At 73.3% G+C, this 13861-nt stretch carries 14 protein-coding genes; 11 read left to right on the top strand and 3 right to left on the bottom strand.

Annotation, left to right across the window (positions count from 1 at the left end; all coding sequences use genetic code 11):
* Positions 1-147: 147 nt before the first annotated feature.
* Positions 148-1569 (top strand): family 2B encapsulin nanocompartment shell protein, encoded by a 1422-nt coding sequence (locus AB5J54_RS03925; RefSeq protein ID WP_369142466.1) that lies wholly within the window; start codon positions 148-150, stop codon positions 1567-1569.
* 67 nt (positions 1570-1636) lie between these two features.
* Positions 1637-2416, top strand: coding sequence for a GNAT family N-acetyltransferase (locus AB5J54_RS03920; protein ID WP_369142465.1), 780 nt, complete (start codon positions 1637-1639; stop codon positions 2414-2416).
* 5 nt (positions 2417-2421) lie between these two features.
* Here the strand turns inward: AB5J54_RS03920 and AB5J54_RS03915 are convergent, their stop codons facing one another.
* Positions 2422-2763 (bottom strand): ArsR/SmtB family transcription factor, encoded by a 342-nt coding sequence (locus tag AB5J54_RS03915; RefSeq protein ID WP_369142464.1) that lies wholly within the window; start codon positions 2761-2763, stop codon positions 2422-2424.
* Positions 2764-2911: 148 nt separating this feature from the next.
* On the opposite strand from AB5J54_RS03915, the gene AB5J54_RS03910 reads away from it, so the two are divergent.
* Complete coding sequence (locus tag AB5J54_RS03910; RefSeq protein WP_369142463.1) at positions 2912-3916, top strand: zinc-dependent alcohol dehydrogenase family protein; 1005 nt, start codon at positions 2912-2914, stop codon at positions 3914-3916.
* 3 nt (positions 3917-3919) lie between these two features.
* Here the strand turns inward: AB5J54_RS03910 and AB5J54_RS03905 are convergent, their stop codons facing one another.
* Positions 3920-4735 carry a pentapeptide repeat-containing protein gene (locus AB5J54_RS03905; protein ID WP_369142462.1) on the bottom strand — a complete coding sequence of 272 codons (816 nt, stop codon included), beginning with the start codon at positions 4733-4735 and terminating at the stop codon, positions 3920-3922.
* Positions 4736-4866: 131 nt separating this feature from the next.
* On the opposite strand from AB5J54_RS03905, the gene AB5J54_RS03900 reads away from it, so the two are divergent.
* Complete coding sequence (locus tag AB5J54_RS03900; RefSeq protein ID WP_369142461.1) at positions 4867-6387, top strand: alpha/beta fold hydrolase; 1521 nt, start codon at positions 4867-4869, stop codon at positions 6385-6387.
* 36 nt (positions 6388-6423) lie between these two features.
* Here AB5J54_RS03900 and AB5J54_RS03895 read toward each other — a convergent pair whose 3' ends face one another.
* A complete protein-coding gene (locus AB5J54_RS03895) occupies positions 6424-8058 on the bottom strand; it encodes an acyl-CoA synthetase (RefSeq protein ID WP_369142460.1) in 1635 nt (544 codons plus the stop codon).
* A gap of 172 nt (positions 8059-8230) precedes the next feature.
* Here AB5J54_RS03895 and AB5J54_RS03890 point away from each other — a divergent pair, with 172 nt between their 5' ends.
* From AB5J54_RS03890 to AB5J54_RS03860, 7 genes are all read left to right on the top strand, one after another.
* Positions 8231-9031, top strand: a complete 801-nt coding sequence (locus AB5J54_RS03890) for a crotonase/enoyl-CoA hydratase family protein (RefSeq protein WP_369142459.1) — start codon at positions 8231-8233, stop codon at positions 9029-9031.
* A 91-nt stretch (positions 9032-9122) separates the two neighbouring features.
* Positions 9123-10082, top strand: a complete 960-nt coding sequence (locus AB5J54_RS03885; RefSeq protein ID WP_369142458.1) for a Zn-ribbon domain-containing OB-fold protein — start codon at positions 9123-9125, stop codon at positions 10080-10082.
* On the top strand, positions 10079-11131 hold the full coding sequence (locus AB5J54_RS03880) for a thiolase domain-containing protein (RefSeq protein ID WP_369142457.1): 1053 nt from the start codon (positions 10079-10081) through the stop codon (positions 11129-11131). Before AB5J54_RS03885 ends, AB5J54_RS03880 begins: the two co-directional genes overlap by 4 nt.
* The gene (locus AB5J54_RS03875; protein WP_369142455.1) at positions 11124-12290 is read left to right on the top strand and encodes a thiolase domain-containing protein; all 1167 of its coding nucleotides are present in this window, start codon (positions 11124-11126) and stop codon (positions 12288-12290) included. The genes AB5J54_RS03880 and AB5J54_RS03875 overlap by 8 nt, the downstream gene beginning before the upstream one ends.
* Positions 12291-12322: 32 nt before the next feature.
* On the top strand, positions 12323-12733 hold the full coding sequence (locus AB5J54_RS03870) for an ACT domain-containing protein (RefSeq protein ID WP_369142453.1): 411 nt from the start codon (positions 12323-12325) through the stop codon (positions 12731-12733).
* 229 nt (positions 12734-12962) lie between these two features.
* Positions 12963-13463 (top strand): hypothetical protein, encoded by a 501-nt coding sequence (locus tag AB5J54_RS03865; RefSeq protein ID WP_369142452.1) that lies wholly within the window; start codon positions 12963-12965, stop codon positions 13461-13463.
* Positions 13464-13480: 17 nt separating this feature from the next.
* Positions 13481-13846 carry an RNA-binding S4 domain-containing protein gene (locus tag AB5J54_RS03860; protein ID WP_369142451.1) on the top strand — a complete coding sequence of 122 codons (366 nt, stop codon included), beginning with the start codon at positions 13481-13483 and terminating at the stop codon, positions 13844-13846.
* Positions 13847-13861 lie beyond the last annotated feature (15 nt).

Here is a 13861-nt window from a genome sequence, read left to right as displayed (position 1 = left end):
GCGCGGGGCGCTCGCGGGGCGGCCATCGCCGTCCGGCGCTCCCGCCCGCCCGCGCCGCACCCGGATGACGTACACCACTGTGCGTTACATCTGGACGCGGAGAGTCACGTACGCGAGTCCGCAAGCCCCCCGGAAAGCGAGTCCCCCATGTCGGTCGACACCGAGCCCGCGGCCACCCCGCCCGCCGTCGAGATCCGCCAGGTCCAGCTCAGCCTCAGCACCAAGGCCGCCCGCAACCTCGCCACCACCACCAAGTCCGAACCCCAGATGCAGGGCATCAGCTCCCGCTGGCTGCTCCGCAAGCTCCCCTGGGTCCACACCCCCGGCGGTGTCTACCGGGTCAACCGACGCCTCTCGTACGTGGTCGGCGACGGCCGCGTCACCTTCGTCAAGAGCGGCTCCCGGGTCGAGGTCATCCCCGCCGAGCTGGCCGAACTCCCGCTGCTCCGCGGCTTCGACGATCCGACCGCGCTCGGCGCCCTCGCCGACCGCTTCGTCCAGCAGGAGTTCGAGCCCGGCCAGGTCGTCGTGCACGCCGGCCGGCCGGCCGACCAGGTCTACCTCATCGCCCACGGCAAGATCGAGAAGCTCGGCACCGGGCAGTACGGCGACGAGACCGTCCTCGGGCGGCTCGGCGACGGCGACACCTTCGGCGGACAGGTGCTCGCCGGGGACGGGGCCTGGGACTTCACCGCCAAGGCCGTCACCGCCGTCACCCTCCTCGCACTGCCCCGCACCGCCTACCTGGCCGTCGCCGAGCAGCACGGGAACCTCCGCGACCATGTGCTGAACGCCGGCTCGAACGGCCACCCCCGCCCCGTCAACCGGGCCGGCGAGGCCGCCATCGAGCTCAGTGCCGGCCACGTCGGCGAGGCCGCCCTGCCCGGCGCGTACGCGGACTACGAGCTCAAGCCGCGCGAGTACGAACTCAGCGTCGCCCAGACCGTCTTGAAGGTGCACACCCGCGTCGCGGACCTCTACAACCAGCCGATGAACCAGACCGAGCAGCAGTTGCGTCTGACGATCCAGGAGCTCCGTGAGCGCCAGGAGCACGAGCTCGTCAACAACCCCGAGTTCGGGCTGCTGCACAACACCGACTTCGACCAGCGCATCCAGACCCACTCGGGCCCGCCGACCCCGGACGACCTCGACGACCTGCTCAGCATGCGCCGCGACACCGACTACTTCTTCGCCCACCCCCGGGCCATCGCCGCCTTCGGCAAGGAGTGCAACAAGCGGGGCCTCACGCTCGGCACCGTCGACGTCGAGGGACGTGACCTGCCGGCCTGGCGCGGGGTTCCCCTCCTGCCCTGCGGGAAGATCCCGGTCACCGACCGGCAGAGCTCCTCGATCATCGCCGTCCGCACCGGCGAGAACAACGAGGGCGTCATCGGCCTCCACCAGACCGGTCTGCCCGACGAGGTCGAGCCCGGCCTCAACTGCCGTTTCATGGGCATCGACGAGAAGGCGATCATCTCCTACCTGGTCTCCGCCTACTACTCGGCCGCCATCCTCGTGCCCGACGCGGTCGGAATCCTCGAGAACGTCGAGGTGCGTCCGCGCGCATGACGGCCGGTGTCCGGCGCCGGGCAAAACCCGTTGCCCGGCGCCGGACACCGATGCTGGAGTGGCCGGCATGGAACCCCAGCACCTGCGTGACCTGTACGACCTCCAGCTCCGGCAGGAGGCCCGCCCCGACGGCCCCGGCTGCCGCGTCGAGCGCGACGGCGCCGTCGTCCGGCAGACCGGCCCCGCGCACGCGTGGAACGGCGTCCTCTGGTCCGGCGTCGACACCGAGGACGCCGACCGCGCCATCGCCGGACAGATCCGGCACTACGGCGCCGCCGGGCTGTCCTTCGAGTGGAAGCTGTACGGGCACGACACCCCCGCCGACCTCGGCGACCGGCTCCGCGCGGCGGGCTTCACCCCCGAGGAGCCCGAGACCCTGATGGCCGCCGAGGCGGCCACCGCCCTGCCCGGGGAGGTCCCGCTCCCCGAGGGCGTCGAGCTGCGCGCCGTCACCGACGAGGCCGGGGTCCGCCAGGTGGTCGAGGTCCACGAGCGCGCCTTCGGCACCGACAGCTCCGACATCGGCCGCCAGCTTCTGGACCGGCTCGCGGCCGACCCCGACACGGTCACCGCCGTCGTCGCCCTCGCCGCCGGGGAGCCCGTCAGCGCCGCCCGCCTGGAGCTGTACCCGGGCACGGACTTCGCGGGCCTCTGGGGCGGCGGCACCGTCGAGGGCTGGCGCGGCCGGGGCCTCTACCGCGCCCTGGTCGCCCACCGCGCCCGGATCGCGGCCGCCCGGGGCTTCCGCTACGTCCAGGTCGACGCGGCGGACACCAGCCGCCCCATCCTCCACCGCCTCGGCTTCCTGACGCTGACGACCACGACGCCGTACGTGTACGAGGTCTGAGTCGCCTACCCCTGGTCGTGAGCGGTCACCACGGCCCGCAGGAGTCCCGGGAAGCGCTCCTCGAACTCCTCGTGGCGCAGGGAGTTCATGCGTGAGGTGCCGGCGTAGTGCTGGCGGATGAGGCCGGCTTCGCGCAGGACGTGGAAGTGGTGGGTGGCCGTGGACTTGCCGACCGGGAGCTCGATGGTCCCGCAGGCCAGCTCCTCGCCCGCCGCGTACAGCTCGGCGACGATCCGTCGCCTGACCGGGTCGACCAGCGCCTCCAGGACCTGCTGCAGGCCGATCTCGCCCAGGTCGGGGTGGGGTGGGACGCGGTCCCGTCGGCCGGTGCCTGTCTCTGCTCTCATCGTCGTGTCGCCTCCGGGAGCATCGTACGACAGGCGTCAAAGTTCCATGACCGTCGAAGTTTGACAGCGGTCGAACCTTGCGCTTGGCTGGGGCACGGCGGCGGAGCGGTCCGCCCGCCGCCGTCACCGAGCGGGGAGGGGAAGCCCGATGAGCAAGGCCAGGACGGTGCGGTTCCACGAGTACGGCGGTCCGGAGGTGCTCCGGATCGAGGACCTGGAGGTGGGCGACCCGGGCCCCGGTGAGGTTCTGCTGCGCGTGGAGGCCATCGGCCTCAACCGTGCCGAGGCGCTCTTCCGGTCGGGCACCTACATCGAGCCCGCCCGAAGCTTCCCCGCCCGCATCGGACTCGAGGCCGCCGGAGTCGTCGAAGCCGTCGGAGAGGGCGTGGTCGGGTTCACGGCCGGGCAGTCGGTCAGCGTCGTGCCCTCCTTCTCCATGAACGACCACGGCGTCTACGCCGAGCGCGCGATCGTCCCCGCGTCCTCCCTCGTCCCCCGCCCCGAGGGGCTCGGCCCCGTCGAGGGTGCCGCCGTGTGGATGCCGTACGTCACGGCGTACGGCGGCCTCGTCGAGGTCGGCGGGATGCGCGCGGGCGACACCGTCGTCCTCACCGGGGCCTCCAGCAGCGTCGGACTGGCCGCGATCAGGACCGCGCACCGCATCGGCGCCACACCCGTCGCCACCACCCGCACCCGGGCCAAGAAGGACGCCCTGCTCAAGGCCGGGGCGGCCGAGGTGATCGTCACCGACGAGGAGGACGTCGCCGAGCGCGTCCGGGACCTCACCGGCGGGCGCGGCGCCGACCTCGCCTTCGACGGCGTCGCGGGACCCGGTCTCACCGGCCTCGTCAGCGCCGTCGCCCCCGGCGGCACCGTGCTGGTCTACGGAGCCGTGAGCGGGCTGCCCACCCCGTACCCCGGCTTCGAGCTCGGAATGCCCGCCGTCTCCCTCCGCACCTACACGATGCCGGAGACGACGAGGGACCCGGAGCGGCTGCGCCGGGCCCGCGCCTTCGTCGAGTCCGGGCTGCGCACCGGGTACGTCGAAGCGGCCGTCGACCGGACCTTCGCGCTCGACGACATCGTCGCCGCGCACCAGGCCATGGAGGCCGGCCACCAGGTGGGCAAGATCGTCGTGACCGTGCCCCGGTAGGTGTCAGGCCGTCCAGTGCGCGGGGCGGTCGAAGCCCTCCGGGAGACGCGTCGCGGCGTTCCCGCGCGCCGAGTTCAGCTGGGGCTGCGTCAGGAAGAGCGCGCCGGTGAGGTCCGCGCCCGACAGATCGGCGTCGCGCAGGTCGGCGCCGATCAGGTCCGCGAGCGACAGGTCCGCCCCCGTCAGGTCGGCGGCGATCAGCAGCGCCCCGCGCAGGTCCGTGCCCCGCAGCTTCGCCCCGCGCAGCCGCTTGCCGATCAGGTCCGCCCCGCGCCGGCTCTTCGGACGGCCGCCGGCCGTGGCGCGGACCAGCTCGCTCGTCCGCAGGAGCAGCGGGTTGACCTCGGCGCGGACCGCGGCCACGTCCAGCTTCTCCAGGGCGTCCGGCGTGGCCCCGGTGAGCTCCTCGACACGGGCCAGCGCCGCCCGCAGCTCGCCGTGGACCGGGCGGGCCGTCCGCAGCGCCAGGGCCTCCGTGAGGTAGCGCAGTAGCTCGTGCAGCTGGCGCACCACCGGGAAGACCTCGTACATCTGCCGGGCCGTCTCCGGCGCCTCGCGCCAGGACACGCCGCCGAAGGTCACCTGGGAGACCTGCTGGCCGGCGCCGAAGCAGTCGTACACCGTGCAGCCCTGGAAACCGCTCGGCCGCAGCCGGGTGTGGATGCCGCAGCGGAAGTCCTCCTGGAGGTTCCGGCAGGGCTCGGCCGACGACTTGTTCACGGCGAAGTCCGCCGACTTGGCGAAGGGCAGCGCCACGCAGCACAGACCGAAGCAGTTCGCGCAGTCGCCCCGCAGGGCGGAATCCCGGATCTCGGGCACGGTGGAACGGTTCCTTCGCAGTTCGGGGACGGTCCTCCACCGTATCGCGCCGCCGTCCCGCCGCTCCCCGCCATGGCGCTCACGGCGAAACCGATTGCGGTGATCCACCGGGACCCGTGAGGATCGGCGGCATGCCGACGATCACCACATATGACGGGACCGAACTCGCCTACCGCGTCCAGGGGGAGGGGGAACCGCTGATCTGCCTGGCCGGCGGACCGATGCGTGACGCCGGTTACCTCGGGGACCTCGGCGGGCTCGCCGCCCACCGCTCCCTCGTCCTCCTCGACGCCCGCGGCACCGGCGCGAGCGCGGAACCCGCCGACCCCGGCACGTACCGCTGCGACCGCCAGGTCGGCGACGTCGAGGCGCTCCGCGTCCATCTCGGCCTGGAGCGGATCGACCTCCTCGGCCACTCGGCGGGCGGAAACCTCGCCGTCCTCTACGCCGCCGCCCACCCCGAGCGGATCCGTTCCCTCGTCCTCGTCACCTCCCTCGGGCGCGCCCTCGGCGTCGGGACCACCGACGAGGAATGGGACAAGGCCGTCGAGGTCTTCGCCGACCGGCCCTGGTACCCGGAGGCCAGGGCCGCGCTGGACACGATCGGCCCTGACACCCCGCTGCGGCGCGTCCACGAGATCGCCGCCCCCTTCGCGTACGGCCGCTGGGACGCAGCCGCCCAGGAGCACGCGGCGGCCAACGGGCGCGAGACCAACTGGGACGCCGCCTCCGCCTACCACGGCGAGGGCGCCTACGACCCGGAGCCGACCCGCCGAGCGCTCGGCGCGCTCACCGCACCCGTCCTGATCCTGGCGGGCGAGTACGACGCGAGCCCGACGCCCGCCAAGGCGGCCGAGGCCGCGGCCCTCTTCCCGCACGCGGAGCTCGTCGTCCAGCCGGGCGCCGGACACTTCCCCTGGGTCGACGACGCCGACGCCTTCGTCCGCCCGCTCGCCGCCTTCCTCGACCCCGACGTCTCCACGGTCACCGTGGACGGCGTACGGATCGCCTACCGGGTCGCCGGACCCGAGGACGCCCGGCCCGTCGTCCTGGTCCACGGCCGCGGCAACGACAGCACGACCTGGACGGAGATCGGCGCGGACCTGGCCGCCGACCACCGGGTGTACGCGGTGGACCTGCGCGGCCACGGACTCAGCGACCGCCCCGGCGCCTACGGCTTCGAGGACTTCCGCGACGAACTCGGCGGCTTCCTCAAGGCGCTCGGCCTCACCGGTGCCACCGTCGTCGCCCACTCGATGGGCGCCGCCGCCGCGTACCTCCTCGCCCAGCGCGCCCCCGGGCTCGTCGGCCGCCTCGTCCTTGAGGAGGCTCCGGCCTTCGTCCCCCTCGACCCGCCGCGCCCGGTGGCCGAGCGCCCCGAGGGGCCCCTGCCCTTCGACTGGGGCATCGTCACGACCACCGACGCCGAGCTCAACGCCCCGGACCCGGCCTGGCGCGAAGAACTCTCCGCGATCACGGCCCCCACCCTCGTCCTCGCCGGCGGTCCGACCAGCCACGTCCCCCAGGACCAGCTCTCCGTCCTCGCCGCCGCCATCCCCGACGCCCGCCTCGTCACGATCGAGACGGGCCACCTCATCCACAACGCCCGCCCGGCCGAATTCCTGGCCGCGATCCGGGAGTTCGGGCTCTAGTCGGTGAAACCTCGGGCGGTGTCACCTCGGGCGGTGTCACCTCGGGCGGCGATCCGCGTCCGCCTCCACCGCCACCGCGCGGGCCCAGCGGTAGTCCGCCTTGCCGCTGGGCGAGCGCTGGATGCGGTCGGTGAGGACCAGCTGGCGGGGGACCTTGTAGCCCGCCAGCTGTTGGCGGCAGTGGGTCTGGAGGGCCTCCAGGTCCAGTGGCCCGGCCCCGGTCCGGAGCTGGACGACGGCGGCCACGTGGTTGCCCCACTTCGCGTCCGGCACACCGGCGACCAGGGCGTCGTACACGTCGGGGTGGGACTTCAGGGCCTGTTCCACCTCTTCCGGGTAGACCTTCTCGCCGCCCGTGTTGATGCACTGCGAGCCGCGGCCCAGGACGGTCACGACGCCCTGCTCGTCCACGGTCGCCATGTCGCCGAGCAGTACCCACCGCACCCCGTCCCGCTCGAAGAAGGTCTCGGCGGTCTTGGCCGGGTCGTTGTAGTAGCCGAGCGGGACGTGGCCGCGCTGGGCGAGGCGGCCGGTCCCGCCCGGTGCGACGGGGATCCGGGTGGCCGGGTCGACGACCTGGGTGCGTTCGTTGACGTGCAGCCGGAAGCCCTTGGCCGGGCCGGAGTCGTCGGTGGCGCGCCCGTTGGAACCGGACTCGGTGGAGCCGAAGTTGTTGAGCAGCAGGACGTTCGGCATCAGCTCCTGGAGCTGGGCCCGTACCGTCTCCGACATGATCGCGCCGGACGAGGAGAGGCTGAAGAGCGCCGAGAGGTCGGTGCCCCTGAGCGGTCCGCGCAGCGCGTCGACGAGCGGGCGCAGCATCGCGTCCCCCACCAGGGAGATGCTGGAGACCTTCTCCTTCTCCAGGGTGCGCAGCACCTCCTCGGGCACGTACTTGCGGTGCAGCACCACCCGCTGCCCGTAGTTGAGGGCGATGAACGCGGTGAGGGTGGACGTCCCGTGCATCAGCGGCGGCGCGGGGAAGAAGGTGATGCCGGCGCCGCCGGCCGCGACCCGCTCCGCCAGCTCCTCGGGCCGCTTCACCGGCTCGCCCGAGGGGTCGCCGCCGAAGAGGCCCGCGAAGAACAGGTCCTCCTGGCGCCACAGCACGCCCTTGGGCATGCCGGTCGTGCCGCCGGTGTAGATGATGAACAGGTCGTCGGGGGAGCGGGGGCCGAAGCCGCGGTCGGGTGACCCGGCGGCCTCCGCCTCCGCGAACGGCACGCAGTCGAGCGCCGGGGCGTCCTCGTCCGGGGTCCCCACCCGCACGAGGTGCCGCAGCTTCTCCGTCTGCGGCAGCGCCGCCGCGACCCGGCCCGTGAACTCGGCGTCGAAGACGAGCGCCGCCAGGTCGGCGTCCCGGTAGAGGTAGACGAGCTCCTCCTCCACGTACCGGTAGTTGACGTTGACCGGCACGATCCGGGCCTTGAGGCAGGCGAGGACGGTCTGGAGGTACTCGACGCCGTTGTACAGGTGGAGTCCGAGGTGCTCGCCGGGCCGGATGCCCGCGTCGATCAGGTGGTGCGCGATCCGGTTGGCGGCGGCGTCGAGCCCGGCGTAGGTGAGCCGCCGCTCCGCGCCCGTGCCGGGATGGTCGACGTACACCAGCGCCTCGCGGTCGGGGACCACGTCGACGACCGATTCGAACAGGTCGGCAAGGTTGTACTCCACCGTTCCTCCTGACCCCGGTTCGCTGGTTCACACGGACGTGGCGGTCATTAGAGCGCCGACCGGTCACGGGGGGAAGGGGGTGCGCAGAAGAATCTGACTGAGTGTCAGAAAACTATTGAACTGGATCCCCGGCTCCTGCAACCTGTTCCAGAACTGGAGACGGGAGACCCCCATGGGCGGCACCGAACACCTCAGCGTCCGGCGCGAAGGCGCCACGCTCGTCCTCACCTTGAACCGGCCCGAGGCCAAGAACGCCCTCTCACTGCCGATGCTCGTCGGCCTGTACGACGGCTGGCTGGAGGCCGACGCCGACGACGGCGTCCGCTCGATCGTCCTCACCGGCGCGGGCGGTTCCTTCTGCGCGGGCATGGACCTCAAGGCCCTCGCCGGGAAGGGCATGGAGGGCGAGCAGTACCGGGACCGGCTCAAGGCCGACCCCGACCTGCACTGGAAGGCGATGCTCCGCCACCACCGGCCCCGCAAGCCCGTCATCGCGGCCGTCGAGGGGTACTGCGTCGCCGGCGGCACCGAGATCCTCCAGGGCACCGACATCCGGGTCGCGGCCGCCTCCGCCACCTTCGGCCTCTTCGAGGTCCGGCGCGGCCTCTTCCCCATCGGCGGCTCCACCGTCCGCCTGCCCCGCCAGATCGCCCGCACCCACGCCCTCGAAATGCTCCTCACCGGCCGCCCGTACAGCGCCGAGGAAGCCGCCGCCATCGGCCTCGTCGGCCGCGTCGTCCCCGACGGCACCGCCCTGGAGGCCGCCCTCGACATTGCCGAACGCATCAACGCGTGCGGGCCGCTGGCCGTCGAGGCGGTCAAGGCGTCCGTCTACGAGACGGCGGAGCTGACCGAGACGGAGGGACTCGCCGCCGAGCTGAAGAGGGGGTGGCCGATCTTCGACACGGCGGACGCGAAGGAGGGGGCGAGGGCGTTCGCCGAGAAGCGGGCGCCGGTGTATCGCCGGGAGTGAGGTGTGCCCTCATGCAGGGGCCGGGGTGACGCCCCGCCCAGCCGCCCCGCCCCCCCACCCGACCCCCGCCCACCCCACCAAGGAGCCCCGCATGACCGTCACCGAACCGCCGGAAGCCCTCCGCGCCCCCCTCGTCGTCGAGTTCCCCTTCACCCGCTCCCTCGGCCCGGTCCAGTCCGCCTTCCTCACCGGACTCCGCGAGCGCACCGTCCTCGGCGTGCGCACCGAGGCGGGTGCGGTGCTCGTCCCGCCCGTCGAGTACGACCCCGCCACCGCCGCCGAGCTCCGCGAGCTCGTCGAGGTGGCCGCCACCGGCACCGTCACCACCTGGGCCTGGAACCCCGAGCCCCGCCCCGGGCAGCCCCTCTCGACCCCCTTCGCCTGGGTCCTGGTCCGCCTCGACGGCGCCGACACCGCCCTCCTCCACGCCCTCGACGCCCCCGGCCCCGACGCCGTCCGCACCGGCCTGCGGGTGCGGATCCGCTGGGCCGCCGAACGGGCTGGCGCCATCACGGACATCGCCTGCTTCGAGCCGTACGAGAGCACCGCGGGGAACGAAACCACGGCCCACGACGGCCGGTTCGAGGACCCGGTGACCGGCATCGTCGCCCCCGCCCGCCTCGACTACACGTACAGCCCCGGACGCGCCCAGACCCGCTATCTGCAGGGGCTCGCCGAGCGCCGCACCGTCGGCGAACGCTGCCCCTCCTGCGCCAAGGTGTACGTGCCACCGCGCGGCGCCTGCCCCACCTGCGGCGTGGCCACCACCGACCGGGTCGAGGTCGGGCCCCGCGGCACCGTCACCACGTTCTGCATCGTCAACATCAAAGCGAAGAACCTCGACATCGAGGTCCCGTACGTCTACGCCCACATCGCCCTCGACGGCGCCGGGCTCGCCCTCCACGGCCGCATCGCCGGCATCCCCTACGACCAGGTCCGCATGGGCCTGCGCGTCGAACCCGTGTGGAGCGAGGACGGCCGCTACCCCGACCACTACCGGCCCACCGGTGAGCCCGACGCCGACTACGACACGTACAAGGAGCTGCTATGAGCCGGGACGTGGCGATCGTCGCCTTCGCCCAGAGCGACCACCGGCGGCACACCGACGACCTCTCCGAGGTCGAGATGGTGATGCCCGTCCTGCACGACGTACAGCGGCAGACCGGCCTGAAGGCCTCCGACATCGGCTTCACCTGCTCCGGCTCCTCCGATTACCTCGCCGGACGCGCCTTCTCCTTCACCATGGCACTCGACGGCGTCGGCGCCTGGCCGCCGATCTCCGAGTCCCACGTCGAGACGGACGGCGCCTGGGCGCTCTACGAGGCCTGGGTGAAGCTCCTCACCGGAGAGGCCGACACGGCGCTCGTCTACTCGTACGGCAAGTCCTCGCCGGGTTCCGTCCGCGACGTCCTCACCCGCCAGCTCGACCCGTACTACCTCGCCCCGCTCTGGCCCGACTCCGTCGCCCTCGCCGCCCTCCAGGCCCAGGCCCTCGTCGACGCCGGCGACACCGACGAACCCGCCCTCGCCGCGATCGCCGCCCGCAGCCGCGAGGACGCGCGCACGAACCCCCACGCCCAGCTGCCGGGCGCCCGCCCCCAGGGCGCATACGCCGTCCAGCCCCTGCGCACCGGCGACTGCCCGCCCATCGGCGACGGCGCCGCCGCCGTCATCCTCGCCGTCGGCGACCGGGCCCGCGAGCTGTGCGAGCGCCCCGCCTGGATCCGGGGCATGGACCACCGGATCGAGGCCCACTCCCTCGGCGTCCGCGACCTCACCGACTCGCCGTCCACCCGCCTCGCCGCCGAACGCGCCGGAGCCTTCGAGCGGCCCGTCGACACCGCCGAGATCCACGCGCCCTTCACCTCCCAGGAAGTCGTCCTGAAGAAGGCCCTCGGGCTCGACACCGGCGTGACGATCAACCCCTCCGGCGGCGCCCTCGCCGCCAATCCCGTCATGGCCGCGGGCCTCATCCGGCTCGGCGAGGCCGCCGCCCGCATCCACCGCGGGGAGTCCGACCGCGCCCTCGCCCACGCGACCTCGGGACCCTGCCTCCAGCAGAACCTGGTCGCCGTCCTGGAAGGAGAACCCCGTGCCTAAGGAGCCCGTGGCCGTCGTCGGCATCGGCCAGACCAAGCACGTCGCCGCCCGCAGGGACGTCTCGATCGCCGGACTCGTCCGCGAGGCCGCCCTCCGCGCCCTGGCCGACGCCGAGCTGACCTGGGCGGACATCGACGCCGTCGTCATCGGCAAGGCCCCCGACTTCTTCGAGGGCGTCATGATGCCGGAGCTGTACCTCGCCGACGCGCTCGGCGCGGTCGGCAAACCCATGCTCCGGGTGCACACGGCGGGCTCCGTCGGCGGTTCCACCGCCCTCGTCGCCGCCAACCTGGTCTCCGCGCGCGTGCACCGCACCGTCCTCACCCTCGCCTTCGAGAAGCAGTCCGAGTCCAACGCCATGTGGGGCCTCTCCCTGCCCGTCCCCTTCCAGCAGCCGCTGCTCGCCGGCGCCGGCGGATTCTTCGCCCCGCACGTGCGCGCGTACATGCGCCGCACCGGCGCCCCCGACACGATCGGCTCCCTCGTCGCGTACAAGGACCGGCGCAACGCGCTCAAGAACCCGTACGCCCACCTCCACGAGCACGACCTCACCCTGGAGAAGGTCCAGGCCTCCCCGATGCTCTGGGACCCGATCCGCTACTCCGAGACCTGCCCCTCCTCGGACGGCGCCTGCGCCATGATCCTCACCGACCGCGCGGGCGCCGAACGGCCGCCGCGGCCGCCCGCCTGGGTGCACGGCGGGGCCATGCGCAGCGAACCCACGCTCTTCGCGGGCAAGGACTTCGTCTCCCCGCGGGCCGGCCGGGACTGCGCCGCCGACGTCTACCGGCAGGCCGGCATCACCGACCCCCGGCGGGAGATCGACGCCGTCGAGATGTACGTGCCGTTCTCCTGGTACGAACCGATGTGGCTGGAGAACCTGGGCTTCGCCGCGGAGGGCGAGGGCTGGAAGCTCACCGAGGCCGGCGTGACCGAACTCGACGGCGACCTCCCCGTGAACCCCTCGGGCGGGGTGCTCTCCACCAACCCCATCGGAGCCTCCGGGATGATCCGCTTCGCCGAGGCCGCGCTCCAGGTGCGGGGGGACGCCGGCGCCCACCAGGTCGAGGGCGCCCGCCGGGCGCTCGGACACGCATACGGAGGAGGCGCCCAGTTCTTCTCCATGTGGCTCGTGGGGGACACCCCGCCCACCGGCTGAGCCCGCCCCGGGAGACGCCTACCCTGACCTCCATGAACGCGGAACGTGACCTGACCAGGCTCCTCGCCGGGATGCGCCCGGAACTCGACCCCGGCCGCTACGTCTTCACCACGGTGGACGGCCCCGCCCCGGCCGGGGTCGCCCCCGTCGTCACCGTCGCCGAGACCGAGGGCCTCACCCTCGTCGTACGGCAGGAGGAGGCGGACGCGGCCGGGCTCGCGTACGACTACGTGGCGGGCCGGATCACGCTCCGGGTGCACTCCGCGCTCGACGCCGTCGGGCTCACGGCGGCCGTCGCGACCGAGCTGGCCGCGGCGGGCATGAGCTGCAACGTGGTGGCCGGATTCCATCACGACCACCTCTTCGTCGAACACGACCGCGCGGGCGAGGCGTTGGCCGTGCTGAGCGCGCTGTCGGAGCGGTCGGCCGGTCCGGTCGACTGACGACCCCGGCGGGAGCGCCGTGCGCACCGCGCGACCGGCCGGGTGCTCCGGGTGACATCCGAGGCCTGTGAGCCCCTCCGCGCGCAGGGGCCCCGACCGCACCCCCGCCCGGGCGCCCGGCCGGTACGGAGACGCTCACCGCCTGTGAGCGGGCCGCCGCCGGCCGGGGCTCGCCCGAGGCGGCTCCCCGGCGCGTCGCGGTACGTGCCGGGGCACGTACCATGGCCGTATGTCCTTCCTCCGCCGCCGCAGCGCCGCCACACCCGCGGGCCCGGACTTCGACGTCCTGGCCATGGATCCGGGGGACTGGCCCGGCAATCTCGGCGCCGGTCTGCTGCCCGCCCCCGACGGTTCCTGCCAGGGCGTGTTCCTCCGCTACGACCTGTTCGGCGGCCGCGGACCTGCGATGATCATCGGCAACCTCCCGGCCGGCTCCCCGGCGCGCGAGCTCGCCGACGGCCAGATCCCCTTCGAGGTGGCGCAGCTCCTCGCCGCCCTGGAGAACGACGAGCCGGTCGAGGTCCTCGACACCGAGGACATGCCCGTCATGCAGGGCGACAACCTCCTCATCGTGCGCCGTCTCAAGCTCTCCGAGAGCCGCATCTCCTGCGTCCAGTTCGACCGCAGCGACAACGTCCTCGTGACGATCGCCAGTTGGGACCGGCCGATCACCGACGACCTGTACGCTCTGCTCAAGCCGCTGCCCGCCGAGCTGTTCCAGCAGGGCTGACGGAGGAGCGGGGGCCGATGAGCGCACGCGTCGACGCCTGGATCTGGGCGGTCCGTCTGACCAAGACCCGCTCACAGGCCGCGGCCGCCTGTCGGGCCGGGCACGTCAAGGTCAACGGCGAGCGGGTCAAGCCCGCCCAGGCCGTGAAGCCCGGCGACGAGGTCCGGATCTTCCACGGCGGCCGGGAGCGGATCGTCGAGATCAAGGAGCTCCACATCAAGCGCGTCGGCCCGCCGGTCGCCGCCGAGGCGTACGTGGACAACAGCCCGCCCCCGCCGCCCCGCGAGCACGTCGCCGTGGCCGCCGTGCGCGACCGGGGCGCGGGACGCCCCACCAAGCGCGAACGCCGCGAGCTCGACGAACTGCGCGGCCGGCGCCCCTGACGTTCGGTCGACGAC

Source organism: Streptomyces sp. R44 (assembly GCF_041053105.1).
Lineage (GTDB): Bacteria > Actinomycetota > Actinomycetes > Streptomycetales > Streptomycetaceae > Streptomyces.
The sequence above is the reverse complement of the archived record's forward strand: the minus strand, read 5'-3'. Positions and strand labels throughout refer to the sequence as shown.